Consider the following 24,068-nt stretch of genomic DNA (forward strand, 5'->3'; position numbering starts at 1 on the left):
CGAGACGCCGCAGCCTGCGGCATAATGCTGCCTCCATCCCCAAGCAAGGCAGCCCCCATGTTCGCCTCGTTGTTCGCAGTCCTGGCCCCAGTCTTCGTGGTTGCCGGCATCGGCTATGGCTGGGCCCGCAAGGGCCTGGACTACCCCACCGGATTCATCGCCCGGGTGGTGATGACCATCGGCACCCCGTCGTTGGTGCTGTCCACCCTGAGCCGTACCGAACTGCAGCCGGAAGCCTTCGCCAGCATGGCCATGGCCTGCCTGCTGTGCACCCTGGGCATGGCCCTGGCCGGCTGGCTGGTGTGCCGCGTTACCGGCCGGCACTGGCGGGTGCTGATGCCGGCGTTCATGTTCCCCAACACCGGCAACATGGGCCTGCCCATCAGCCTGTATGCCTTCGGCGAACATGGCCTGGCCCTGGCCGTGGCGTTCTTCCTGACCTTGTCGATCGTGCAGTTCACCCTCGGCATGGCGATTTCAGGCACGGCCGCTTCGTTCAAGGCCTTGCTGCGCAACCCCATCGTGATCAGCCTGGCCGGGGCCATGCCGATCATCTTTCTCGACTTCGAACTGCCCCGTTGGCTGGCCAATACCGTCAACCTGCTGGGCGGCATGACCATCCCGCTGATGTTGCTGACCCTGGGTGTGTCGCTGGCCAGCATCCGCCTGCGCCAGGTGGGCAGCGGCTTGCTGCTGGGTGGCTTGCGCATTGGCCTGGGGGCTGCGCTGGGCTGGGCGGTGGGCATGGCGCTGGGCTGGGCGGTGGGCATGGCGCTGGGCCTGGATGACCTGGCGCGCGCGGTGCTGGTGGTGCAATCGGCGATGCCAGTGGCGGTGTTCAACTACCTGATGGCAATACGCGCCAACCGCGAGCCGGAGCAGGTGGCGAACCTGGTGATGTGCTCGACGCTGCTGTCGTTCGCCTGGCTGCCAGTGGTGCTGGCCTGGTGGATGTAGAGCCGCTGTCGGCCTGTCGTCGGCAAGCCCGCGCCAGGCTGCGCCTGGCACACGCACGCTAGGTGACCTGCCGGCGAGCGCGGCTAGTTGCCGAGCAAGCGCTCATCCACCCAGCCTTGGCTGGTCAATACCATCGTCCCGGTTTCCTTGAGCGGTGCATCAGTGCTGGCCACTGCCTTGCCCAGTTCGGCAATACTGGCCTTGACTGCCTCATGACCGGCCCAGGCCGGCAACCCGGTAATCTTGTAGGCATAGGTCACCCGCGCCACCTTCTGCCCCATGGCCTCGCTCGGCTCGCTGAATTGCTCGATGGCGGTGACCTGTGCCTTGCCGAAACACAGCCCATTGCCCGCCTTGTAGTACTTGCGGCCTTCGTCGGTGAGGTCGTAGGCATAGTAGATGTCAGTGCGCGCCGCTTGCCACAGGCGGGCAGGCACCTCGGTGCGGGATATCTCCTTTTCGCTGACCACACCGGCCTGGGCCAGGGCGTGCAGCGCCTGGTTGTTGCCATGCAGGTCGAAGTCCTGGGTTCTGGTCGGGAATGAACTGACCACGAAGCAGCGCGGGTACTGGCTGTCGAGGTAGGCCTGGGCGGCCTTGTGAAAGCTGGCCTCGCGGTTGTCTTCGTTGTTCGAGCAACCGGCCAGGGTTGCCAACAGCGCCAGCGGCACGATCTTCCTGTACATGGTGAAACTTCCTTGGCAGATGGATCGGGCGCGATTAGAACCCACGGGCTAGAGCGGCGCAATCATGGCAAGACGGCATCTCGCCCATGCACACTTGTGCTGCCGAAGCGGACGCTGGCCCAGCCTGTTCCGCAGTGTGGAACCACATTCGATTGTGGTTGCGCGGCACTCGCGTTTATCTGTCAGCCAGCACGACCTGCCTCAGCCGTCGTGACCTCAAGGCGAACAACAAGAACGGCAAACCACCCGCGCGAGGAGATTCTACATGTCCCGACATCAGCACATCCTGGCCTGGCTGAACGAGGTGGCCAGCGAGCTGCAGGCGATCCGTCACGATATCCACGCTCACCCGGAACTGGGCTTCGAAGAGGACCGCACCTCGGCGCTGGTCGCCCGATTGCTCCAGGCCTGGGGCTACCAGGTGCACACCGGCGTCGGCAAGACTGGCGTGGTCGGCCTGTTGCGCAACGGCAGCAGTACACGCCGCCTGGGCCTGCGCGCCGACATGGACGCGCTGCCCATCGACGAAGCCACCGGCGCCGCCTACAGCAGCCAGCACCAGGGCTGCATGCATGCCTGCGGCCATGACGGGCACACCACCATGCTGCTGGGCGCCGCGCGTTACCTGGCGGCGACCCGACGCTTCGACGGTACGCTGACGCTGATCTTCCAGCCGGCCGAAGAGGGCCAGGGCGGTGCCGAGGCGATGCTGGCCGACGGCCTGCTCGAACGCTTCCCCTGCGATGCACTGTTCGGCATGCACAACATGCCCGGGTTGCCGGCTGGGCACCTGGGCTTTCGCGAGGGGCCGATGATGGCCTCGCAGGACTTGCTCACGGTGACACTCGACGGGGTTGGCGGGCACGGCTCGATGCCGCACCTGACGGTGGACCCGCTAGTAGCCGCGGCCAGCGTGGTCATGGCGCTGCAAACCGTGGTGGCGCGTAATATCGATGCACAGGAGGCAGCCGTGGTCACCGTGGGTGCCTTGCAGGCCGGTGAGGCAGCCAACGTGATCCCGCAACAGGCGCTGCTGCGCCTGAGCCTGCGCGCACTGGACCCGCAGGTACGGGCGCAGACCCTGGAGCGGGTGCGGGCGATCATCATCAGCCAGGCCGCGAGCTTTGGTTGCAGCGCCGCCATCGAACACCGCCCGGCCTACCCGGTGCTGGTCAACCATGCGGCGGAAAATGCCTTCGCAACACAGGTGGCCGAGGAGTTGCTGGGTGCCGAGGCAGTGCAGCGCAACACCCGCAAGCTGATGGGCAGCGAAGACTTTGCCTGGATGCTGCAACGCTGCCCGGGCGCCTACCTGTTCATCGGCAATGGCGTATCGCGGCCGATGGTGCACAACCCGGCCTATGACTTCAACGACGACATCCTGCTGACCGGCGCCGCCTACTGGGGCGCGCTGGCCGAGCGCTGGCTCGCACCGGCCTGACCGTTCCTTCTGATGACTGCCGCTGGAACCCGGCTGCTTTGACGCCGGGCGATCACCCAATCCTCGTGGAGTGTTTCCTATGCAGATTTCGAACACGGGCGTGTCACGTACCCGGCAGGTGGTCGCCGCGGTCGTCGGCAATGCCCTGGAGTGGTATGACTTCATCGTGTACGGCTTCCTAGCCAGCATCATCGCCCGCCAATTCTTCCCCTCCGACGACGAGTACGCCTCGTTGCTGATGGCTCTGGCCACCTTCGGTGTCGGTTTCTTCATGCGCCCGGTCGGTGGCGTGATGCTGGGCATGTACGCCGATCGCAAGGGCCGCAAGGCGGCCATGCAGCTGATCATCCGCTTGATGACCCTGTCCATCGCCATGATCGCCTTCGCCCCGGACTACCTGGCCATCGGCATGGCTGCGCCGATGCTGATCGTGGTGGCGCGCATGCTGCAGGGCTTCGCCACCGGTGGCGAGTATGCCAGCGCCACGGCATTCCTGGTGGAAAGCGCGCCGGCTCAGCGCAAGGGCCTGTACGGTTCGTGGCAACTGGTAGGGCAATGCCTGGCGGTGTTTTCCGGCGCGGCGATGGTGGCCCTGGTGACGCACCTGTGCACGCCACAAGCGCTGGACAGTTGGGGCTGGCGTATCCCGTTCGTGCTCGGCCTGCTGATCGGCCCGGTGGGGCTGTGGATTCGCAGGCACATGGAAGAACCCGAGGCGTTCGTCGCGGCGCGCCGCCAGGCCAAGGGCCCGTCACCCAGCCTCTGGCAGGTACTGCGTGAACACCGACGCAGCCTGCTGGTGTCGATGGGCCTGGCCTGTGGCGCGACGGTGTCGTTCTACGTGGTGCTGGTGAACATGCCGACCTTCGCCCACAACAACCTCGGGCTGCCGTTGGACCAGGTGCTGCTGGTGCAGATGCTGGCCGTGGGGCTGATGACCGTGGTGATTCCGCTGTCCGGGGCGTTGTCGGACCGGCTGGGGCGGCGCCCGGTGCTGATGGCTTTTACCCTGGCCTTCTTCGTCATGATCTATCCGTTGTATGTGTGGGTGGCCGCCGCGCCGTCGCTGGAGCGCCTGCTGCTGATGCAATTGCTGCTGTGCACCGCCATTGGCGGCTTCTTCGGCCCGGCGCCTACCGCCCTGGCCGAACAGTTCCCGGTCGAAGTACGTTCCACCGGTGTGTCGGTGGCCTATAACGTGGCGGTGATGGTGTTTGGTGGCTTTGCCCCACTGATCGTCACCTGGCTGAGCAAGGTCCTCGGCACCCCGGTGGCACCCGCATTCTATGTGCTGTTTGCCTGCCTGCTGACGCTCCTGGGCACCTGCTGCCTGAAGGAAGCCCCCCGGCCGCTCAAACCTGCCGCCTTCAACCTGGGAGTAAAACCGTGATGCCGCTCGCCATCGACCCCATCGTTGCCCTTGATGCCGAGGCATTGTCGCAGGCCATCCATGCTCGCCAGGTGTCGTGCCGCGAAGTGATGCAGGCTTACCTGGCGCACATCGAACGGTTCAACCCGCAGGTCAATGCGCTGGTGTCGCTGCGCCCGGCCCCAGCGCTGCTGGCCGAGGCCGATGAACGTGATCGCGAGCTGGCCGCTGGCCATTCGCGCGGCTGGATGCACGGCATGCCCCAGGCGATCAAGGACCTGGCCGCCACGGCGGGGCTGCGCACCACCCTGGGTTCACCGCTGTTTGCCGAGCAGCTACCCGAGCAGGACGCGATCAGCGTGGCACGGGTACGGGCCAGCGGTGCGCTGATCATCGGCAAGAGCAACGTGCCCGAGTTCGGCCTCGGTTCGCAAACCTACAACAGCCTGTTCGGCACCACTACCAACGCCTACGACCCGACACGGGTAGCCGGGGGTAGCAGCGGTGGGGCGGCAGCGGCGCTGGCCATGCGCCTGCTGCCGGTCGCCGACGGCAGTGACATGATGGGCTCGCTGCGCAACCCGGCGGCGTTCAACAACGTGTATGGCCTGCGCCCGTCGCAGGGCCGGGTGCCCTATGGGCCTGCGCCGGAACTGTTCGTCCAGCAGCTGGCCACCGAGGGGCCGATGGGGCGTAGCGTGGTGGATGTGGCACGGCTGTTGTCGGTCCAGGCAGGCTTTGACGAACGCGCGCCATTGTCGCTAAGCCAGGGCCGGTCTAATTTTGCTGCGGGCTTGCAGCGCGATTTCCGTGGTGTGCGGCTCGGCTGGCTGGGCGACTACGAGGGCTACCTGGCGATGGACGCCGGGGTGCTGAGCCTGTGCGAAGCGGCCCTGGCGGACTTCACTGAGCTGGGCTGCCGGGTCGAGGCCTGCCATCCGGCGTTCGACCTGGCGCGATTGTGGCAATGCTGGCTGACCCATCGCCACTTCCTGGTGCACGGCAACCTGGCGGCGGCCTATGCCGACCCGGGCAAGCGCGCGCTGCTCAAGCCCGAGGCACAGTGGGAAGTGGAGGGCGGCCTGCAGCTGAGCGCGGCGGCGCTGTACCAGGCTTCGCTGGACCGCAGCGCCTGGTACCTCGCGCTGGGCAAGCTGTTCGAGCGTTACGATTTCCTGCTGTTGCCAGCGGCCCAGGTGTTCCCTTTCGATGCACGGCAACCTTGGCCGACGGTGGTTGGGGGGCGGGCGATGGATACCTACCACCGCTGGATGGAGGTAGTGATCGGGCCGACCCTGGCCGGTTTGCCGAGCATCAGCGTACCGGTCGGCTTCAATGCCGCCGGGCTGCCCATGGGCTTGCAGATCATAGGCCCGGCCCAGGCCGACCATGCGTTGCTGCAGCTGGCCTATGCCCACGAACAGCTCACCCGCTGGGTCGAGCGGCGCCCACCGCGGTGTCTGCAGGCGGCATGAAACCGCCGTGCAGGCGCGGATCTTGCTGGCTATCCTGACCATCCAGCTACAGGGAGGTCGCTACATGGGTATCACGGCAGACACTGGCGGCGTGCGTTCGGTGCAACGGGCGCTGGCCATCGTCGAGCTGTTGGGCGAACACCAGGCACTGGGCCTGGAAGAACTGCATTACCTGACGGCGCTGCCCAAGGCCACGGTATCGCGCATGCTGGCCACCTTGCAGGAGCAAGGCTGGGTGTACCGTGGCCTGAGCGACCGGCGTTACCGGCTGTGCGCCCGGCGCCTGTTCGGCGACCGCCAGGCGCGCTTCAAGCGGCGCCTGGTGGAAAGCGCTGCGCCGATGCTGCGGGAACTGAGCGAGCGCACCGGGCTGGTCGCCGACCTGTCGTGCTTTGACGGGGAGCGGCTGGAAGTGATGGAGAGTGCTGTTCCGCAGGTTCTGCGCAAGCGCTACCCGCACACCTGCCAGATCGTCGGCCACCATGCCAGCCTGTTTCACTCGGCGATGGGGCGAGCGTGCCTGGGCGAGTTGGCGGAGGATGAAGTACAGCGCCTGGCAGCCCATGAGCGGGTTGGCGACGAAACGCTGCTGCGTGGTATCGAGGAAGAAACGAACAAAGGCTTTGGCCAGCGCACCGAAGGGCACTGGGAGTACCCGGTGCGCTTGCCGTTCCTGATCCGGGCCATCGCCTTGCCGGTGCATGCCGAAGGGCGCCTGGTCGGTAGCATTGCCTTGCACTGGCCTTTGGACCAGGCACCCGTGGAGCGGGTGCTGAGCCTGCACCTGAGCAGCCTGGCCACCACCGTGGGTGAGGTGCAGCGGGCCTTGGCGGTTTGAGCCAGCCTGTGGCGGCCTGTTCGCGGGTGCGCCTGCGAAAAGGCCGGTACAGCAAACCGAAAGAAAGCCCAGTCAACGCTCCAGGCTATACATCCGGCACTCCGCCAACAGTGCCAGCAGGTTCGGCTCGCGCTCCCGTGCCTTCAGAAACACCACACCGATATGCTGCTGCACGCGATATTGCGGCTTCAGGGCGATCAACCGGACCCGGTTTTCGTACACCGCCGCAATGCGCCCGGGCAGCAGGGCAAAGCCCACGCCCGAGCTGACCATGCTCAGCAGGGTGAAGATGTCGTTCACCTGCATGGCCACCTTGGGCTCGAAGCCGGCCTGCTGGAACACCCGTGCACCATCGCGATGGGTGGCAAAACCCTGGGTCAGGGTGATGAAGGTGGAGTCGGCCAGGTCGGCCAGGTCCACCTCGGCCTGCCCGGCGAAAGGCGAGTCGGTGGGGACCGCGAGGAAGATGTCGTCGGAGAACAGCGGCAATTGTTCGCAGGCCGGGTCGCTGACGCTTTCGTCGAGCGAGACGAGAATGGCCTCCAGTTCATGGTTTTTCAGGCGTTGCAACAGGTCGACGTTGGAGCCCAGGGTCAGGTCGATATTGAGTTCGCTGCGGCGCAACTTGAGGCCCATGACCAGCTTGGGCACGGTTTTCACCGTCAGCGAGTAGAGCGCCCCCAGGCGGAAACGCTCGGCATAGAAACCGGCGGCCTCACGTGTCTGGCGCACCATCTGTTCGGCGTCCTGGATCAGCTGGCGGGCTTTCTTTTCCAGCACGTAGGCGCTTTCCAGCGGGATCAGCTGGCGGCCTTCGTGCTTGAACAGCGGGCAGCGCAGCGCGCTTTCCAGCGAATGGATGGCGCGATGCACGCTGACGGCGCTGGTCGCCAGCTCGGCGGCGGCGCGGCCGAGGTTGCCGGTGCGCATGAAGGCGAGGAAGGTCTGCAGCTTCTTGAGGGTCAGTTCTTCGTCGATGAGCATGTATCGAGCGCCTTTTGTAGGAGCGGCCTTGTGTCGCGATGGGCCGCAAAGCGGCCCCAGGATTTCCGCACCATGCAAGATTGTCGGGGCCGCTTTGCGCCCCATCGCGACGCAAGGCCGCTCCTGCAATGACCGCATCAGGTCATTGCATGGCCTTGATCAACGTCCACAACGCCGGGTCGTTGAAATCGTCAATCACCAACCCGGCCCCCGCCGCCAGCAACCGCGCCGGCGTCTGGGTCGTGGCCACGCCCACGGTGAAGATCCCTGCGCCACTCGCCGCCGCCACCCCCGGCAGCGAATCCTCGAAGGCCAGTGCCTGCCCGGCCTCGGCACCCAGCCGCTGCAGGCCGGTCAGGTAGGGCAATGGGTCGGGCTTGGGCCGTGCCAGTTCCTCGGCCACCAGCACGTGCTCGAAGTGCCGCCCTAGGCCCATGGCGCTGAGCATGTGCTCGGCATTGAGCCGCGGTGCGTTGGTCACCACGCACAGGCCCAGGGCTTGGGTACGGGCGTGTTCCAGCAGGCGCAACAGGCCCGGCATTGGCTCCAGGCTGGGCGCCAGGTCGCGGAACAGCGCCTCCTTGCGCTCGGCCAGCGCCCGGCATTGTTCGGCACTGGCGCCGGCAAACAGCTCGGCGAACAGCTCGCCATTGGCGCGGCCGCTGACCTGGGCCTCGAACTGTGCCTGGCTCAGTTCGCGGCCGTCATGCTCGTGCAGCAGCTGGCGGAAGGCCTGCAGGTGCAGGGTGTCGGTGTCGGTGAGGGTTCCGTCGAGGTCGAACAGCAGGGCAGTCAGCATTGGGTATCCAGATAAAAAACCACGCGCCTGGGGATGATAGCGAAAGCTGGCGACGAAGGGGGCTGTTCAGCGTGCTCCGAAAAGAGTACAAATGTGCTCCATGGATACTCTGACCCCCAAACGCCGCGCGATCTTCGACTTCATCCGCGAGCGCATCGCCGACCACGGCCAGCCACCGAGCCTGGCCGATATCGCCACGCGCTTCGGTTTTGCCTCGCGCAGCGTCGCCCGCAAGCACATCACCGCCCTGTGCCAGGCCGGCTACATCGATGTCACGCCGAACCAGGCGCGCGGCATTCGCCTGGCCGAGCCGCTGCGCCGGCCGGAAATCCTCGAACTACCGGTGCTCGGCCAAGTGGCTGCAGGTGCCCCCATCGGCCCGGACCTCGACATCCACGAGCAGCTGCTGCTCGACCCCAGCCTGTTCCGCCGCACCCCCGACTACCTGCTGAAGGTGCGTGGCGACTCGATGATCGACGATGGCATCTTCGACGGCGACCTGGTCGGCATCCTGCAGCAGGCCGATGCCCGCGACGGGCAGATCGTGGTCGCGCGCCTGGATGGCGAAGTGACTATCAAGCGCCTGCAGCGCCAGGGCAGCGGTTACCGGCTGTTGCCGCGCAACCCGGCCTATGCGCCCATCGATGTGCGGCCTGAACAGGAGTTCTTCATCGAAGGCGTATTCTGCGGCTTGCTGAGGCGTGACTGATGGGCGCGGTGGTCGATCTCGACAGGCTGCTCGACCAGCGCCGGGTATGGCGCGGCCGCCAGGCCCAGGCGCGGCCACTCGGGCTGCAGCCCACCGGCCATGCTGCCCTCGACGAACGCTTGCCAGAAGGTGGTTGGCCGGCAGCGGCCCTCAGCGAACTGTTGCTGGCCAGCCCTGGTTGTGGCGAATTGCACTTGCTGTGGCCAACGCTGGCGCGCTTGAGTGCTGATGCTGGCCGGGTGGTGCTGGTAGCGCCGCCCTTCATTCCTTACGCCCCGGCCTGGCAGGCTGCCGGGGTAGATCTGCGCTGGCTGGTGCAGGTGGATGCCGAACCCGCCGATGCCCTGTGGGCGGCCGAACAGTGCCTGCGCTCCGGCAGCTGCGCGGCGGTGCTGTGCTGGCCGGAACGTGCCGATGACCGTGCCTTGCGGCGCCTGCAGGTGGCCGCCGAAACCGGCCAGGCATTGGCCTTTGCCTGCCGGCCGCAGCAGGCGGCGCACAACCCTTCACCCGCCGCGCTGCGCATTGCCGTCGATACCCGCCCGGCACAATGGCGTGTACTGAAAAGCCGTGGCGGCATGCCACCGGCGCTACCCATCGCCTGCCCAGGGCGGGGCTGATGCACCATGCTCTGGGCCTGCATCCTGTTTCCACAGCTGGCGCTGGACACGGTCCTGCGTGAGCGTGACGACCCCGATACCCCCTTGGTGCTGCTGGGCGGGCCTACCCAACGGCGGGTGCTGCAGGCGGTCAACCCGGCAGCGGCCGCCCTCGGCCTGCGCGCCGGGCAAACCCTGACCGCCGCGCGCGCCCTGGCCGAGGGTTTCGATTGTGTTGAAGCCGACCCCAGGCGCATCGACCAGGTGCAGCAGTTGCTGGCGGCCTGGGCCTACCGCTTCAGTGCCCAGGTCAGCCTGCACTATCCACGCGCGCTGTTGCTGGAGGTGGGCTCCAGCCTGCAGCTGTTCGGCCCCTGGTCGCTGTTCGAGGCACGCCTGCGCCAGGAACTGGCGGAATTGGGGCTGCGCCAACGCATCGTCCTGGCCAGCAACCCAGTGGCGGCGCGCATGCTCGCCAACGGGCACGACGGCCTGGCCGTCGGCGATGCCGACGCCACCCGAGCGGCGCTGCTGGGCATGCCCATTGAACGTATCGGCCTGCCGGCGCAGGCGGCCGAGGCTTTTGCGCGCATGGGGCTGCGGCAGTTGGGCCAGGTCCTGGCCTTGCCCCGCGACACCTTGGCCAGGCGCTTTGCGGCCCAGGTGCAGCTGCACCTGGACCAGCTGCTTGGGCTGCGCAATCTGGGGCTGGCCTTCTACCAGCCACCCGACCGTTTCGAAACCCGGCTGGAGCTGAACTTCGACGTCGAATCACACCAGGCCCTGCTGTTCCCGTTGCGGCGCATGCTCAACGACCTGGCCGCGTTCCTCGCCGGGCGTGATTGCGGCGTGCAGCGGTTCTGCCTGCACCTGGAGCATGCCGACGGGCCGGATACCTTGCTCAAGGTCGGCCTGCTGGCTGCCGAACGCGATGCTGCGAGGCTGTTCGAGCTGGCCCGCGGGCGCCTGGAGCCACTGCGCATTCCCGCCCCGGTGCGCAACCTGCGGCTGGTGGCCGAGGACCTGCCACCGTTCGTGCCACAGCACCAGGCGTTGTTCGACCCGCGGGCGCAACAGGCGCAGCCCTGGGAGCAACTGCGTGAACGCCTGCGCGCACGCCTGGGCGACGAGGCGGTCAAGAGCCTGAGCGTAGCCGCCGACCACCGCCCCGAATACGCTTGGCAGCCGGTAGCGCAGGGCGGGCAGGGCAACCTGCCGGTAGCCCCTGGCAGCCGCCCGGGCTGGTTGCTGCCGGCGCCGATGAGGCTGGACGAAACCGGTTACCGCGTGCAAGGCCATGCCGAGCGCATCGAGTCGGGTTGGTGGGATGGCAGCGACGTGCGCCGTGACTACTACCGTATCGAAACCCGCGACGGTCTGCGCGGCTGGGCCTACCGCGACCTGAGCCAGGCCGGCCCGTTGTGGCTGCAAGGCTGGTTTGCATGAACGCCCCGGGTTATGCCGAGCTGCATTGCCTGTCCAACTTCAGCTTCCAGCGCGGCGCGTCGAGTGCCGACGAGCTGTTCCGCCGGGCGCGCGAGCAGGGCTACCAGGCCCTGGCGATCACCGACGAGTGCACCCTGGCCGGTATCGTCCGGGCCTGGCAGGCAGCGAAGGAACACCAGCTGCAATTGATCGTGGGCAGTGAAGTCCAGCTGCAGGACGGCCCCAAGCTGGTGCTGCTGGTGCAGGACCTGGCGGGCTACCAGAACCTCTGCGCGCTGATCACCCGCGCCCGGCGGCGTGCGCAGAAGGGCGAGTACCAGCTGTTTCGCGATGATCTGCAGCAGCACCACCAGGGCCTGCTGGCCCTGTGGGTGGCCGATGACAGCGGCGATAGCGCTGCGGGGCAGTGGCTGTACAGCCTGTTCGCTGAGCGCCTGTGGCTGGCGGTGCACCTGCACCGCGGCAGTGACGATGCCCTGCACCTCGAACGCATGCGCAGCCTGGCAGCCAGGGTCGGTATCCGTGCCGTGGCCTGCGGCGACGTGCACATGCACATACGCGGCCGCCGCGCCCTGCAGGATTGCATGGCCGCCATCCGCCAGCATTGCCAGGTGGCGGAAGCCGGACACTTTCTGTTTGCCAACGGCGAACGTCACCTGCGCAGCCAGGCACAACTGGGCGAACTCTATCCTGCCGACCTGCTGGCCGAGACCTTGGCCATCGCTGCGCGCTGCCGCTTCGAGCTGAGCGAGTTGAAGTACCAGTACCCACGCGAACTGGTGCCCGAGGGGCATACCCCGGCGAGCTGGCTGCGGGTGCTGTGCGAGCAGGGGTTGCCGTCGCGCTGGCCGGGCGGGGCGAGTGGCAAGGTGCGGGAAGTGCTGGCCAAGGAATTGGCGCTGATCGAGGAGCTGGGCTACGAGAGCTATTTCCTGACCGTGCACGACATCGTCGCCTTCGCCCGCAGGCAGGGGATTCTTTGCCAGGGCCGCGGGTCGGCTGCCAACTCGGTGGTGTGTTTCGTCCTCGGCATCACCGAACTCGACCCCATGGAACACCGCCTGCTGTTCGAGCGCTTCCTGTCGCGCGAGCGCAACGAGCCGCCGGATATCGATGTGGACTTCGAGCACGACCGCCGCGAAGAGGTGATCCAGTATGTGTTCCGCCGCTATGGCCGGCACCGGGCGGCGCTCACCGCGGTGGTCAACACCTACCATGCCGCCGGTGCGGTGCGGGATGTGGCGCGGGTGCTGGGGTTGCCCGCCGACCAGGTGGATGCACTGGCCAAATGCTGTGGTCGCTGGAGCGATCGCATACCCGATGACCAGCGCCTGGCCGAGGCCGGTTTCGAGCCGGGCAGCCCTTCGCTGCGGCGGGTGCTGGTGCTGGCCGGTGAGTTGATCGGTTTCCCCCGGCACCTGTCGCAGCACCCGGGTGGCTTCGTCATTTCGCAGCAACCGCTGGACGAGCTGGTGCCGGTGGAGAATGCCGCGATGCCGGAACGCACGGTAATCCAGTGGGACAAGGACGACCTGGACATGGTCGGCCTGCTCAAGGTCGACGTGCTGGCGCTGGGCATGCTCAGTGCCCTGCGCCGTTGCTTCGACCTGCTGTACCGCCACCGCGGCCGGCACTTGACCCTGGCGACCATCCCCGCTGAAGACCCGGCCACCTACGCGATGATCAGCCGGGCCGAGACCATGGGCGTGTTCCAGATCGAGTCGCGCGCGCAAATGGCCATGCTGTCTCGGCTGCGCCCGGTAACCTTCTATGACCTGGTCATCGAGGTGGCCATTGTCCGCCCCGGGCCGATCCAGGGGGACATGGTCCATCCTTACCTGCGCCGGCGCCTGAAGCAGGAGCCAGTGACCTATCCCTCGCCGCAGCTCAAGGCCGTGTTCGAGCGCACCCTGGGGGTGCCGTTGTTCCAGGAGCAGGTGATGGAGTTGGCCATGGTCGCCGCCGACTACAGCCCCGGCGAGGCCGACCAGTTGCGCCGCAGCATGGCCGCCTGGAAGCGCCACGGCGGCCTGGAACCGCACCGCCAGCGGCTGGTACAGGGTATGTTGCGCAATGGTTACGAGCTGGCGTTTGCCGAGCGCATCTTCGAGCAGATCAAGGGCTTTGGCAGTTATGGCTTCCCGGAGTCGCACGCGGCCAGCTTTGCCTTGCTGTGTTATGCCAGCAGCTGGCTCAAGTGCCATGAGCCGGCGATCTTTACCTGTGCGCTGGTCAACAGCTGGCCCATGGGTTTCTACAGCCCCGACCAGTTGCTGCAAGAGGCCCGGCGCCAGGGCATAGCGGTTCGGCCAGTGGATGTCTGCCACAGTGATTGGGACTGCACGCTTGAGCCTGACGCGGGCGCGGCCCTGGCCATCCGCATGGGGTTGCGCCTGGTGCGTGGTTTTGCCGAGGCCGATGCCAGGCGCCTGGTGCAGGCGAGGGCGCAGCGGGCATGGCGCGATGTCGAGGACGTGTGCCTGCGCGCCGGGCTCGACGCGCGTGGCCGCGCCCAGCTGGCCGATGCCGGCGCGCTGCGCGCCTTGGCTCGTGATCGCCATCAGGCGCGCTGGCAGGTGGCGGCGGTGCAGCCGCAGCTGCCGTTGTTCGCCGACGTGGAAGCTGTGCCGGAAGACACCGTTGAACTGCCTGTCCCCAGTGTGGCGGAGAACCTGATGGCCGATTACCAGACCCTGGGCACCACGCTTGGGCCGCATCCGCTGGCCTTGTTGCGTTCACGGCTGAGGGCGCTGGGCTGTCGCAGTTCGGCCGAACTGCAAGGTGTCGAGCATGGCGACAACATTGCCGTGGCCGGGCTGGTGGTGGGCCGCCAGCGGCCACAGACGGCCAGTGGCGTGACCTTCGTCACCCTGGAGGACGAGCACGGCATGCTCAATGTCGTGGTGTGGCGCGACCTGGCCGAGCGGCAGCGACGGGCACTGGTGGGCGCGCAGTTGCTCAAGGTCAGCGGGCGGCTGGAGCAGGCTGACGGCGTGCGTCACTTGATTGCGCGACGGCTGGAAGATGTCAGCCAGTTGCTGCAGGGGCTGGATGTGCGCAGCCGCGATTTCCATTAGGCTCAGGCCCCGGTACGCCATGCCTGCGAGGCCCCTTGTAGGCGCGGCCTTGTGTCGCGAAAGGGGTGCGAAGCGCCCCCAAGGCTGTGCATCACCGCAAGATTGCCGGGGCCGCTCTGCGGCCCTTTCGCGACACAAGGCCGTTCCTGCAAGTAAGCCTGGTGTTGCCCGTCAGACCATCGCCAGACGCTGCTTGCGCGTCGGCGGCGGGAACGCGCGGTCGATCGCCCGCAGGTCCTCGCTGGTCAAGGCCAGCGAACCCGCCGCCGCATTCAGCCGCACATGCTCGGGCGCCACGGCCTTGGGGATGGCGATCACCCCGTCGTTACGGGTCACCCAGGCCAGGCTGACCTGGGCCGCTGTGGCACCGTGCCGTTCACCGATTTGCGCCAGCACCGGGTGCTGCAACAGGCGCCCGGCCTGGGCCAGCGGGCAATAAGCCATGGTCGGCAGGGCGCGCTGTTCGCACCACGGCAACAAGTCGAACTCGATGCCCCGCTGCGCCGGGTTGTACAACACCTGGTTGGTCGCGCAATCGGGGTTGTGCAATTCGCGCAAGTCGTCGACGTCGAAATTGGAAACGCCCCAACGCCTGATCTTGCCTTGCTCGCGCAAGCGCTCGAAGGCTTCGACGGTTTCTTCCAGCGGGTGCTGGCCCCGCCAGTGCAGCAGGTACAGGTCGATGCAGTCGGTGCCCAGGCGCGCAAGGCTGCGCTCGCAGGCAGCCGCCATGCTGCGCCGGCTGGCATTGTGCGGATACACCTTGCTGACCAGGAACACCTGGTCGCGGCGCCCGGCAATGGCCTGGCCAACCACCGTTTCCGCACCGCCTTCGGCATACATCTCGGCGGTATCGATCAGGCTCAGGCCAAGCTCGATGCCTTGTTGCAGGGCCGCCACCTCGGCCGCCCGGCGGCCTGGATCTTCACCCATGTACCAGGTGCCTTGGCCGATGGCCGGAACGCTCGAACCTGCCAGTGTCACGTAACGCATGTCACCTCCGGAATGCGGGTATTGGAAAGCAGCACCTCGAGCAGCGCCTGCGCCGCCGTGGACAGCTTGTGTTCGCTGAGGGCAATCACGCCGATGCGGCGCTCGACCGTGGGCTCGACCAGGGCCACGCAGCGGGCGCCAAGCTCCTGCATCTGGTTGATGCACAACGCCGGCACGGCACTGACCCCCAGGCCGCTGGCGACCATGCGGCCGATGGTGGAAAGCTGGTGGCTCTCGAACGCCACCGCCAGTTTGCCGTGCCGTGCGGCAACGTTCTGCTCCATCAGCAGGCGCACCGCCGAAGGGCGCTGCAAGGCCACGAAGTCTTCGCCCAGCAGTTGCGCCCAGCTGACCTGGGGCAATCGGGCCAGCGGTGAATCGGCCGGCACCACGGCAACGAAACGGTCCATGTACAGGGGGTGGAAGTCCAGGCCATCGATGTTTTCCGGTTCGAAGCCGATGCCCAGTTCGACGCGCCGATGGCGTACCAGTTCCAGTACCTGCTCGTTGATCACATCGTGCACGGTGACGTTGACCTTCGGGTAGCGCTGGCGAAACACCTTGAGCGCATGTGGCAACAGGTTGCCGGCGAAGGACGGCATGGCCGCCACCGAAACCCGGCCCAGTTGCAGGGTGAAGCGCTGGCGCAGCATCTCTTCGGTGTCGTCCCAGTCGGCCAGCAGGCGCCGAGCCAGCGGCAGCAGCACCTCACCTTCGGCGGTCAGGCTGACGCTGCGGGTGGTACGGCTGAGCAGGGCGCCCCCCAGGTTTTCCTCCAGGGCCTTGATGGTCAGGCTCAGGGCCGGTTGCGAGACATGCAGGTGCTCACCGGCCTGGGCGAAGCTCTGGTACTTGGCCACGGCGACAAAGGCGCGCAGTTGCTTGACATTCATGACGGGCCTGCTGGCTGTTTTGTAAAAGTTATCAATCAATGACGAAAACAAAATTAACAAATCAGTCGCTTGCGGTGAAGATGTCCTCCACACGCTCACCGACAGCCTCGTCGGTTAAACAACTACAAAAGGCGGATCAGCATGGCCGGACTGGACAAGCGCGTTGCAACCTATGAACAGGCCCTCGAAGGCCTGACCGACAACATGACGGTACTGGCAGGTGGTTTTGGCCTGTGCGGCATCCCGGAAAACCTCATCAACGAAATCAAGCGGCGTGGCGTCAAGGGCCTGACCGTGGTCTCCAACAACTGCGGTGTCGATGGCTTCGGCCTTGGCGTGCTGCTGGAAGACCGGCAGATCCGCAAGATGGTCGCCTCGTACGTAGGCGAAAACGCCGAATTCGAGCGCCAGCTGCTCAGCGGCGAGCTGGAAGTGGAACTGACCCCGCAGGGCACCCTCGCCGAGAAGATGCGCGCTGGCGGTGCCGGCATCCCGGCCTTCTACACGGCCACCGGCTACGGCACCCCGGTAGCCGAAGGCAAGGAAGTGCGCGAGTTCAACGGCCGCAAGTACATCCTCGAAGAATCCATCACCGGTGATTTCGCCATCGTCAAGGGCTGGAAAGCCGACCACTACGGCAACGTGGTGTACCGCAACACCGCGCAGAACTTCAACCCGCTGGCGGCCACCGCCGGCAAGATCACCGTGGTCGAAGTGGAGGAAATCGTCGAGCCCGGCGTACTGCTGCCCAGCGAGATCCATACCCCGGGCATCTATGTCGACCGCGTCATCGTCGGCACTTTCGAGAAGCGTATCGAAAAGCGCACCGTCAAGGCCTGAGCGCCATCCATCAGAACAACAAAGAGACCCTGACCATGGCACTGACCCGCGAACAGATGGCGCAACGCGTCGCCCGTGAATTGAAAGACGGCTACTACGTCAACCTCGGTATCGGCATTCCGACCCTGGTGGCCAACTATGTGCCCGCCGACATGGATGTGATGCTGCAATCGGAAAACGGCCTGCTCGGCATGGGCGAGTTCCCCACCGAGAGCACCCTGGATGCCGACATGATCAACGCCGGCAAGCAGACCGTCACTGCCCGTCGTGGCGCCTCGATCTTCGATTCGGCGCAATCCTTCGCCATGATCCGTGGCGGCCACGTCGACCTGACCGTGCTGGGCGCGTTCGAGGTGGACGTGCACGGCAACATCGCCTCGTGGATGATCCCTGGCAAGCTAGTGAAGGGCATGGGCGGCGCCATGGACCTGGTGGCCGGTGCCGAGAACATCATCGTCACCATGACCCACGCCTCCAAGGACGGCGAGTCCAAGCTGCTGCCGCAGTGCAGCTTGCCGCTGACCGGGGCCGGCTGCATTCGCAAGGTGCTGACCGACCTGGCCTACCTGGAAATCGCAGACGGCGCCTTCATCCTGCGTGAAACTGCGCCTGGGGTGAGCGTCGAAGAAATCATCGAGAAGACCGCCGGCAAGCTGATCGTGCCGGATGACGTGAAGGAAATGACTTTCTAGGCATTCGCCGCACAGCGCCCCTGCAGGAGCGACCTTGTGGGCGAAAGGGCTGCGACGCAGCCCCGCGATTTCGGCATCGACGCCGAGATCGAGGGCGCCGCTTCGCGGCCCTTTCGCGACACAAGGCCGCTCCTGCAGGGGTTTTGCGTTTGCTGATGTAGCCGATAAAACCAACAAGAGGAATTGAACCGTGGCCGCTGAAATTCAAGACAGCCGCTCCGCCCGCTTTGCCTTGCGCTGCTCCAACTGGGCCGAACGCTGGTTCCCTGACTCCTGGGTATTCGCTGCCCTGGCGGTGATGCTGGTGGGCATCGGCGCCCTGGCCATGGGCGCCAAGCCGACCGACACTGCCAAGGCGTTTGGCGATGGCTTCTGGAGCCTGATCCCGTTCACCATGCAAATGGCCTTCGTGGTCATCGGCGGCTACGTGGTGGCCAGTTCGCCGCCCGCCGCACGGCTGATCGACCGCCTGGCGCGTATTCCCGGCAATGGCCGCTCGGCGGTGTGCTGGGTGGCACTGATCTCGATGCTGGCGTCGTTGCTCAACTGGGGCCTGTCGCTGGTGTTCGGCGGCCTGCTGGTGCGCGCGCTGGCGCGGCGTACCGAGCTGCAGATGGACTACCGCGCCGCCGGTGCCGCCGCCTACCTGGGCCTGGGTGCCGTCTGGGCGCTGGGGCTGTCGTCGTCGGCGGCGCAGCTGCAAGCCAACCCGGCCAGCCTGCCACCGTCAATCCTGTCGATAACCGGGGTGATCCCGTTCACCGAAACCATCTTCCTCTGGCAGTCCGGGGTGATGCTGGCCGCGCTGGTAGTGGTCTCGCTGGTGATCGCCTACGCCACCGCGCCTGGCCCGAACAGCGCGCGCAGCGCCCAGGACTGTGGGGTCGACCCCAGCTTCAGCGCACCACCGGCACCCCAGCGCACCCGCCCGGGCGAGTGGCTGGAGCACAGCCCGATCCTGATCCTGCTGCTGGTCGCGCTGGCTGCCGGCTGGCTGTACCAGGAGTTCGCCACCAAGCCGGCAATTACCGCCATTTCCGGGCTGAACACCTACAACCTGCTGTTCATCATGCTCGGTGCCTTGCTGCACTGGCGCCCACGCAGCTTCCTGGATGCCGTGGCCCGTGCGGTCCCGACCACCACCGGGGTGCTGATCCAGTTCCCCTTGTATGGTTCGATCGCGGCCATCCTGACCCAGGTGAAGGGGGTCGATGAACAGACCCTGGCCCATCACATTTCCTTGTTCTTCACCCAGATCGCTACGCATGACACCTACGCCGTACTGATGGGGGTGTATTCGGCAGTACTGGGCTTCTTCATCCCCTCGGGGGGTGGCAAGTGGATCATCGAGGCCCCTTACGTGATGCTGGTGGCCAACGACCTGCAGTACCACCTGGGCTGGGCGGTACAGATCTACAACGCCGCCGAAGCCCTGCCGAACCTGATCAATCCGTTCTACATGCTGCCACTGCTGGGCGTGCTGGGGCTGAAGGCGCGCGACCTGATCGGCTTCTCGTTCGTTCAGCTGCTGGTGCATGTGCCGCTGGTGCTGGTGCTGCTGTGGGCATTGGGTACCACACTGCAGTATGTGCCGCCGGTTATGCCCTGAAGCCGGGGGGCGCTTTGCGCCGCGTCGCCGACAAGCCAGCGCCCACTTTGGCCGCATCGATCTCAAGCCATGCGCAGCCACTGTGGGAGCTGGCTTGCCAGCGATGGCCTGCGTAGCAGCCCCAGCATTTCCTTGGCAGTCCACGTATCATTGCCCGGCTGCTTTCGCCTGGGAACCCGCGTTATATGTCTATCCGATTGAAACTGCTGCGCAAGAAACTGGGGATGACCCTGGAAACGCTGGCCGAAAAGACCGCCATGACCAAAAGCTACCTGTCCAAGGTCGAGCGTGGCCTGAACACACCGTCGATCGCCGCCGCGCTGAAACTGGCGCGGGCGCTGAACGTCAATGTCGAAGAGCTGTTCGCCGAAGAGCAGGCCGGCCAACACCGTTACAGCCTGGTGCGCCATGCCCAGCGCCAAGCCCTGGTGGGTGACGGGGCAGGGCCGGGGTATGCGGCCCTGACCAGCCAGGTCGGGCAACGCAGCCTGTTGCCATTCCTGATCCAGCCCCCGCTCGAGTTCAGCGACCCCACCTTCAAGGAACACCTGGGCGAGGAGTTCCTGTTCGTCCACGCCGGCCAGGTAGAAGTGGACTTCATGAACGAACGGGTGCTGCTGGAGCAAGGCGATGCCCTGCATTTCAACGCCCAGACACCGCACCGGTTGCGCTCGGTGGGGCCGTTGCCAGCGCAGTTGCTGGTGGTGGTGCACCACGCCGATGATGAAACCACGGGGCCGTAGCGCCCCGGCCGTTGCCTTTCTCAGCGATGAAACGCTATCAACGCCGAGGTAACACGGGCATGCACAATTTGCCTGTCGTTTTTTTGACGAATCGCTCGGGCGTCTATTGAATTTTATTATTGTGTCGAATCATTGACGCATTGCCATTGTGCTCATAAGCTCAATTCAACAGCGAACAACTCCTGCACTACCACGCCAATAACTTATTGATTTTCCTCTTTAAAGGAGGGGCGTATGCGCACGGCTCTGATAATCAAATCGATGTCTTTGCTGGCGCTGTTAAGTGGCGCGGCGCGCGCAGCGGATTTATATATCAACCAGAACAGTATCATCCCCGTGTCAACCGCAGGTTGGCTGTTTGCCTTTGCCGTCGTTGGTTTCGTGGCAGTTGCCAATAGAAGGAAGATCTGAGCGGCCGCGCCTTCCTTGTCAATTTGCCAGCCGTTGCTATATTGCCAGTAGCCGTTGAAGGTCCACGGTTGCCGGCAGCATAGCCCAAGCTGCACAGCGTCAAGGTAGAGGCCTCCAGGCAGGTGAGCCGGTCGCGGCGGGCATATTGCCGCAATGCGGAGCGAGCGTTGGTGGGCTGTTCTCATTCAGTGCTCTTCGTCGGGCCTTTGGGCCGGAGGGACCCTCATGGTGCGTTCAATGTTTGCCGCGTTCTGCCTGTTGATGCTGGGGGCCGGTGCCAGCAATGCCGAACCGAACAGTACCTACCTGCTCAGCCCCGGCGATGTGGTGATGGTTTCGGTGTGGCAGGAAGACAGCCTGCGCCAGGAAGCCACGGTACTGCCCGATGGCAGTATTACCTTTCCCCTGGCCGGGCGTATCGAAGTTGCCGGGCTGGATGTAACGGCGGTGGAAAAACAAGTGGCCGCCAAACTCGAGAAGTTCCTCCCCGACCCGAACGTCAGTGTCGTCGTCAAGAGCATCGCCGGCAACCTGGTTTATGTTCAGGGCAAAGTGATCAAGCCCGGGCCGGTACAAATGGCCGGCCCTACGGCAGTGCTGCAGGCCCTGAGCATGTCCGGCGGCCTGGACAAGTTTGCCGATGAAAGCGAAATCAAAGTCGTGCGGGGTGCCGGCGCTTCCCAAAAAATCCTGCCTGTGCGATATAAAGACCTGGTGTCGGGCAGGGACATGTCCACCAACATCCAACTTCAGGCTGGCGACACGCTGGTCGTTCCTTGATCTTGCCTTTAATAAGAACACTTAATGCCTCTTCTTAGAACAACTCGCATTGCAACGGCAATCTTGGTCTTGCCATTTACCGACGCTGCACTGGCGGCAACTTGGCAGTCGACGGTGGTGGTACCGACCTCCGTCGAATACGACAGCAACCCTTTGCTGCTGTCGTCGGATGAAAAGGGCATAACGCGCACGATCATCGCGCCCGATTACACCCTGATCGGCACTTTCGACCGTGATGAATTGCGCTTGGGGCTGGGCATGCATGTGTTGCGTTCGTCGGACACGGCCGTGGTGGACAACCGTGAGGACCCGGATGTGAGCCTGGGTTGGCAACGCCAGACCGAACGTGGGCGCTTTGGCCTGCTGGCGCGCTACAACGAAAGTTCGACGCTGTCGGGGACAGTGCTGGATACCGGAGTGGTCACCACCGATGGCACGCAGAAGCTCTATACCTTGACCGGCAACTGGAGCCAGGCAGTCACCGAACGTAGCACCTTGAGCAACGAGACCACCTACAACCGGGCGCGTTATGACATCAGTACGCTGACCGGTTACGACGAACTGGGCAACGTGTTCACCTGGACCTACGCCTGGAGCGAGCGGGCCGATGTCTGCAGCCGCTTTGACGTGCGCCGTTACGAGCCCGAGCAGGACCAGACAGCGACGGCCTCGAACAGTTACAGCCCGGCGATCGGGGTCAAGTATCAGTTGTCCGAAGACCTCAGCGCCGACGTGCACGTCGGTGCCACTGAAGTCTCCGGTAACGAAGGCGGCGGGCGTGGCGAGGGTGGCGTGGCGCTGCTGTACACCGGTGCGCGCGCCCTTGCCAGCCTCACCGCCGAGCGCAGCACGGTGGCCAGCGCCGAGGGCGGCTTCGCCCAGCTGGACCAGGTGCGCGGTGTGTGGAGCTACGCGGTCAGCGAGCTGACCCGGGTGGGTGCGGACGCTGCCTGGCAGGACAGCAAAGGGCAGACACCCAACACCCTGCAGACCTACAGCGTGTGGGCCAGCCGCGAGTTTTCGCCGTACTGGGACCTGCGCCTGTCGCTGATGTACAAGCAACGGCAGCAGGATCGCGAAGCCGATGCTAGCGCTACGATCGTGGGTTTGACGTTGACGTACAGGTACCCCGACATCTGAACTTCAGGCAGGTGGCCCCATGAAGTCTGACTACGAACTGTCCCTCAGAGATTACATCGCCATTATCAAGGACCGAGCCCTGTTACTGGCGGTGAGTATCGTAGTCATTCTCGCGGCGACTGTCGCAGTGGCGGTGATGGTGCCACCGATCTATCAGTCGGCCGGCACCATCCTGGTGGAGTCGCAGCAGATTTCCCCCGAGCTGGTGTCGACCAACAACAGCAGCTTTGCCGACGAGCGCATCGAGGTGATTCGCCAACGGGTGATGACCCGCGAGAACCTGCTGCGCATCATCGACAAGTACAACCTGTTCGCCGACGAGCGTTTCAGCGAAGGCGACAGGATCGACCAGATGCGCAGCGCCATCGTGGTCCAGCCGCTTACCACCTATGTACGCGGGCGGGGTGAAGCGACCGTGGCGTTCAATGTGTCGTTCGAGCACAGGCAAGCGCAAGTGGCCAAGCAAGTCGCTGACGACCTGGTCACGCTGTTCCTCAACGAGAACCTCAAGCAGCGCACCGAGCGCGCCAACGAGACCACCGAGTTCCTGACCCAGGAAGCGAACAAGCTGGGGGCTGAACTGGCCAGCCTGGAGAACCAGCTGGCAGACTTCAAGCAGGCCCATGCCAACGCCTTGCCCGAGCACCAGACCCTGCGCATGAACATGCTGTCGCGCTCGGAGCTGGAATTCCGCGAAGTCGACCGCGATTACAAGGCCGCCCAGGAAGAGCTGCGTTACCTGGAGCTGGAATTGTCCGCGGCCAATGCCGGGCTGGCCACCAAGGTTGGCGAAGGCCCACGGGCCACGGCTGCCGACGAGCCCCAGGACCTGCCAAGCCTGAAGGCCGAGTATGCGCGGCTGCTGAGCCGCTACAAGGAAGCCCACCCCGATGTGGTGGCGGTCAAGCGCAAGATCCAGGCACTCCAGGCCAGCGGCAACTCAACGGCGGCGGTTTCCACCGGCAACCTCGATGCCGCGCGCGTGCGGGCCAAGATCAGCGCGGCACAGGAGCGCATCGCGTCGCTGGCCGAGCAGAAACGCGAACTGACCAGGAAGATGGAAGGCTACGAGGCCGAGATTCTCGAGGCTCCGCAGGTCGAGCGTGGCCTGGTGACCTTGATGCGTGACCATGACAACGCGCGCAAGAAGTACGAGGAAATCCGGGCCAAGGAGATGGGCGCGAAGATCACCGAAAGCCTCGAGCAGGAAAACAAGGCCGAGCGCTTTGTGCTGCTGGAACCACCGCTGCTGCCGGAGAAGCCGATCAAGCCCAACCGCAAGAAGATCGCCGCCCTGGGCCTGGTGCTGGCACCGGCCGGGGGTGGTGCGCTGGTGATGCTGCTGGAAATGTTCAACCAGCGTATTCGCGGCGTCGGCGCCCTGGAGAACCTGCTGGGCAGACGCGTGCTGGTGGCGCTGCCGTACATCGATACCAAGGCCGACGTGGCCCGGCGCAAGCGGTGGCGCAACTGGCTGTTGCTGGCAGCGCTGGTACTGGTGGCTATCCTGATGGTGCTGGTGCACGTGTTCTACCTGCCACTGGATGTGCTGTTGTTCAAAGTCATGTCTCGGTTTGCATAAGGAAA

Annotated in this window: 22 protein-coding genes; 17 read left to right on the top strand and 5 right to left on the bottom strand. The window is 65.3% G+C overall.

The genetic code is table 11. The features are described from left to right. Positions 1–57: 57 nt before the first annotated feature. On the top strand, positions 58–957 hold the full coding sequence (locus tag ACJA3S_RS12330) for an AEC family transporter (protein WP_406822054.1): 900 nt from the start codon (positions 58–60) through the stop codon (positions 955–957). Positions 958–1,040: 83 nt separating this feature from the next. Here the strand turns inward: ACJA3S_RS12330 and ACJA3S_RS12335 are convergent, their stop codons facing one another. Continuing rightward, positions 1,041–1,643: a hypothetical protein gene (locus tag ACJA3S_RS12335; protein ID WP_406822055.1), complete on the bottom strand. Its 603-nt coding sequence runs from the start codon at positions 1,641–1,643 to the stop codon at positions 1,041–1,043. Between the two features lie 265 nt (positions 1,644–1,908). Between ACJA3S_RS12335 and ACJA3S_RS12340 the strand changes: the two genes are divergently transcribed. From ACJA3S_RS12340 to ACJA3S_RS12355, 4 genes are all read left to right on the top strand, one after another. Further along, on the top strand, positions 1,909–3,084 hold the full coding sequence (locus ACJA3S_RS12340; RefSeq protein WP_406822056.1) for a M20 aminoacylase family protein: 1,176 nt from the start codon (positions 1,909–1,911) through the stop codon (positions 3,082–3,084). Positions 3,085–3,163: 79 nt separating this feature from the next. Beyond that, positions 3,164–4,474, top strand: a complete 1,311-nt coding sequence (locus ACJA3S_RS12345; RefSeq protein WP_406822057.1) for an MFS transporter — start codon at positions 3,164–3,166, stop codon at positions 4,472–4,474. Next, positions 4,471–5,928, top strand: coding sequence for an amidase (locus tag ACJA3S_RS12350; protein ID WP_406822058.1), 1,458 nt, complete (start codon positions 4,471–4,473; stop codon positions 5,926–5,928). The genes ACJA3S_RS12345 and ACJA3S_RS12350 overlap by 4 nt, the downstream gene beginning before the upstream one ends. Positions 5,929–5,992: 64 nt before the next feature. Beyond that, positions 5,993–6,766, top strand: a complete 774-nt coding sequence (locus tag ACJA3S_RS12355) for an IclR family transcriptional regulator (protein ID WP_406822059.1) — start codon at positions 5,993–5,995, stop codon at positions 6,764–6,766. Positions 6,767–6,838: 72 nt separating this feature from the next. On the opposite strand, the gene ACJA3S_RS12360 is transcribed toward ACJA3S_RS12355, so the two are convergent. Together ACJA3S_RS12360 and ACJA3S_RS12365 are read right to left on the bottom strand one after the other, a co-directional pair. After that, complete coding sequence (locus ACJA3S_RS12360) at positions 6,839–7,750, bottom strand: LysR substrate-binding domain-containing protein (RefSeq protein WP_406822060.1); 912 nt, start codon at positions 7,748–7,750, stop codon at positions 6,839–6,841. Between the two features lie 142 nt (positions 7,751–7,892). Continuing rightward, the gene (locus ACJA3S_RS12365; RefSeq protein WP_406822061.1) at positions 7,893–8,549 is read right to left on the bottom strand and encodes an HAD family hydrolase; all 657 of its coding nucleotides are present in this window, start codon (positions 8,547–8,549) and stop codon (positions 7,893–7,895) included. Between the two features lie 91 nt (positions 8,550–8,640). Between ACJA3S_RS12365 and lexA the strand changes: the two genes are divergently transcribed. The 4 genes from lexA to ACJA3S_RS12385 are packed head-to-tail and all read left to right on the top strand — an operon-like array spanning position 8,641 to position 14,380. Continuing rightward, on the top strand, positions 8,641–9,258 hold the full coding sequence (gene lexA / locus ACJA3S_RS12370) for a transcriptional repressor LexA (protein WP_406822062.1): 618 nt from the start codon (positions 8,641–8,643) through the stop codon (positions 9,256–9,258). Beyond that, entirely contained in the window at positions 9,258–9,878 is a 621-nt protein-coding gene (imuA, locus tag ACJA3S_RS12375) for a translesion DNA synthesis-associated protein ImuA (RefSeq protein WP_406822063.1), read from the top strand. The genes lexA and imuA overlap by 1 nt, the downstream gene beginning before the upstream one ends. Before the next feature lie 6 nt (positions 9,879–9,884). Continuing rightward, entirely contained in the window at positions 9,885–11,303 is a 1,419-nt protein-coding gene (locus ACJA3S_RS12380) for a Y-family DNA polymerase (RefSeq protein WP_406822064.1), read from the top strand. Next, on the top strand, positions 11,300–14,380 hold the full coding sequence (locus tag ACJA3S_RS12385; RefSeq protein WP_406822065.1) for an error-prone DNA polymerase: 3,081 nt from the start codon (positions 11,300–11,302) through the stop codon (positions 14,378–14,380). The genes ACJA3S_RS12380 and ACJA3S_RS12385 overlap by 4 nt, the downstream gene beginning before the upstream one ends. Positions 14,381–14,551: 171 nt before the next feature. Here ACJA3S_RS12385 and ACJA3S_RS12390 read toward each other — a convergent pair whose 3' ends face one another. Next, complete coding sequence (locus ACJA3S_RS12390) at positions 14,552–15,373, bottom strand: aldo/keto reductase (RefSeq protein ID WP_406822066.1); 822 nt, start codon at positions 15,371–15,373, stop codon at positions 14,552–14,554. Further along, positions 15,361–16,266 carry a LysR family transcriptional regulator gene (locus ACJA3S_RS12395; protein ID WP_170030046.1) on the bottom strand — a complete coding sequence of 302 codons (906 nt, stop codon included), beginning with the start codon at positions 16,264–16,266 and terminating at the stop codon, positions 15,361–15,363. The genes ACJA3S_RS12390 and ACJA3S_RS12395 overlap by 13 nt, the downstream gene beginning before the upstream one ends. A 141-nt stretch (positions 16,267–16,407) precedes the next feature. Between ACJA3S_RS12395 and ACJA3S_RS12400 the strand changes: the two genes are divergently transcribed. From ACJA3S_RS12400 to ACJA3S_RS12435, 8 genes are all read left to right on the top strand, one after another. Further along, complete coding sequence (locus tag ACJA3S_RS12400; protein WP_170030045.1) at positions 16,408–17,106, top strand: CoA transferase subunit A; 699 nt, start codon at positions 16,408–16,410, stop codon at positions 17,104–17,106. 35 nt (positions 17,107–17,141) lie between these two features. Next, the gene (locus ACJA3S_RS12405; protein ID WP_186690346.1) at positions 17,142–17,798 is read left to right on the top strand and encodes a CoA transferase subunit B; all 657 of its coding nucleotides are present in this window, start codon (positions 17,142–17,144) and stop codon (positions 17,796–17,798) included. A 190-nt stretch (positions 17,799–17,988) separates the two neighbouring features. Beyond that, on the top strand, positions 17,989–19,407 hold the full coding sequence (locus ACJA3S_RS12410; RefSeq protein ID WP_186674199.1) for a TIGR00366 family protein: 1,419 nt from the start codon (positions 17,989–17,991) through the stop codon (positions 19,405–19,407). A gap of 185 nt (positions 19,408–19,592) precedes the next feature. Next, complete coding sequence (locus tag ACJA3S_RS12415) at positions 19,593–20,150, top strand: helix-turn-helix domain-containing protein (RefSeq protein WP_170030039.1); 558 nt, start codon at positions 19,593–19,595, stop codon at positions 20,148–20,150. 234 nt (positions 20,151–20,384) lie between these two features. Then, positions 20,385–20,561 (top strand): EPS-associated small membrane protein EppA, encoded by a 177-nt coding sequence (gene eppA / locus ACJA3S_RS12420; RefSeq protein WP_406822067.1) that lies wholly within the window; start codon positions 20,385–20,387, stop codon positions 20,559–20,561. A 225-nt stretch (positions 20,562–20,786) separates the two neighbouring features. Next, positions 20,787–21,341 carry a polysaccharide biosynthesis/export family protein gene (locus tag ACJA3S_RS12425; RefSeq protein WP_170030037.1) on the top strand — a complete coding sequence of 185 codons (555 nt, stop codon included), beginning with the start codon at positions 20,787–20,789 and terminating at the stop codon, positions 21,339–21,341. Positions 21,342–21,365: 24 nt separating this feature from the next. Further along, complete coding sequence (locus ACJA3S_RS12430) at positions 21,366–22,481, top strand: hypothetical protein (RefSeq protein ID WP_406822068.1); 1,116 nt, start codon at positions 21,366–21,368, stop codon at positions 22,479–22,481. A 19-nt stretch (positions 22,482–22,500) separates the two neighbouring features. Continuing rightward, positions 22,501–24,063 (top strand): GumC family protein, encoded by a 1,563-nt coding sequence (locus tag ACJA3S_RS12435; protein WP_406822069.1) that lies wholly within the window; start codon positions 22,501–22,503, stop codon positions 24,061–24,063. Positions 24,064–24,068 lie beyond the last annotated feature (5 nt).

The sequence above is a fragment of the Pseudomonas sp. KnCO4 genome (assembly GCF_045344305.1).
Taxonomy (GTDB): Bacteria; Pseudomonadota; Gammaproteobacteria; order Pseudomonadales; family Pseudomonadaceae; genus Aquipseudomonas; species Aquipseudomonas anuradhapurensis.

What these genes read in the sequence shown, in the direction of transcription:
- ACJA3S_RS12425 (WP_170030037.1), top strand. Translation starts at nt 20,787, where the DNA reads ATGGTGCGTTCAATGTTTGCCGCGTTCTGCCTGTTGATGCTGGGGGCC.
- ACJA3S_RS12385 (WP_406822065.1), top strand. Translation starts at nt 11,300, where the DNA reads ATGAACGCCCCGGGTTATGCCGAGCTGCATTGCCTGTCCAACTTCAGC.
- imuA (WP_406822063.1), top strand. Translation starts at nt 9,258, where the DNA reads ATGGGCGCGGTGGTCGATCTCGACAGGCTGCTCGACCAGCGCCGGGTA.
- ACJA3S_RS12335 (WP_406822055.1), bottom strand. Translation starts at nt 1,643, where the DNA reads ATGTACAGGAAGATCGTGCCGCTGGCGCTGTTGGCAACCCTGGCCGGT.
- ACJA3S_RS12380 (WP_406822064.1), top strand. Translation starts at nt 9,885, where the DNA reads ATGCTCTGGGCCTGCATCCTGTTTCCACAGCTGGCGCTGGACACGGTC.
- ACJA3S_RS12330 (WP_406822054.1), top strand. Translation starts at nt 58, where the DNA reads ATGTTCGCCTCGTTGTTCGCAGTCCTGGCCCCAGTCTTCGTGGTTGCC.
- ACJA3S_RS12355 (WP_406822059.1), top strand. Translation starts at nt 5,993, where the DNA reads ATGGGTATCACGGCAGACACTGGCGGCGTGCGTTCGGTGCAACGGGCG.
- eppA (WP_406822067.1), top strand. Translation starts at nt 20,385, where the DNA reads ATGCGCACGGCTCTGATAATCAAATCGATGTCTTTGCTGGCGCTGTTA.
- ACJA3S_RS12390 (WP_406822066.1), bottom strand. Translation starts at nt 15,373, where the DNA reads ATGCGTTACGTGACACTGGCAGGTTCGAGCGTTCCGGCCATCGGCCAA.
- ACJA3S_RS12435 (WP_406822069.1), top strand. Translation starts at nt 22,501, where the DNA reads ATGAAGTCTGACTACGAACTGTCCCTCAGAGATTACATCGCCATTATC.
- ACJA3S_RS12415 (WP_170030039.1), top strand. Translation starts at nt 19,593, where the DNA reads ATGTCTATCCGATTGAAACTGCTGCGCAAGAAACTGGGGATGACCCTG.
- ACJA3S_RS12395 (WP_170030046.1), bottom strand. Translation starts at nt 16,266, where the DNA reads ATGAATGTCAAGCAACTGCGCGCCTTTGTCGCCGTGGCCAAGTACCAG.
- lexA (WP_406822062.1), top strand. Translation starts at nt 8,641, where the DNA reads ATGTGCTCCATGGATACTCTGACCCCCAAACGCCGCGCGATCTTCGAC.
- ACJA3S_RS12430 (WP_406822068.1), top strand. Translation starts at nt 21,366, where the DNA reads ATGCCTCTTCTTAGAACAACTCGCATTGCAACGGCAATCTTGGTCTTG.
- ACJA3S_RS12360 (WP_406822060.1), bottom strand. Translation starts at nt 7,750, where the DNA reads ATGCTCATCGACGAAGAACTGACCCTCAAGAAGCTGCAGACCTTCCTC.
- ACJA3S_RS12400 (WP_170030045.1), top strand. Translation starts at nt 16,408, where the DNA reads ATGGCCGGACTGGACAAGCGCGTTGCAACCTATGAACAGGCCCTCGAA.
- ACJA3S_RS12365 (WP_406822061.1), bottom strand. Translation starts at nt 8,549, where the DNA reads ATGCTGACTGCCCTGCTGTTCGACCTCGACGGAACCCTCACCGACACC.
- ACJA3S_RS12345 (WP_406822057.1), top strand. Translation starts at nt 3,164, where the DNA reads ATGCAGATTTCGAACACGGGCGTGTCACGTACCCGGCAGGTGGTCGCC.
- ACJA3S_RS12405 (WP_186690346.1), top strand. Translation starts at nt 17,142, where the DNA reads ATGGCACTGACCCGCGAACAGATGGCGCAACGCGTCGCCCGTGAATTG.
- ACJA3S_RS12340 (WP_406822056.1), top strand. Translation starts at nt 1,909, where the DNA reads ATGTCCCGACATCAGCACATCCTGGCCTGGCTGAACGAGGTGGCCAGC.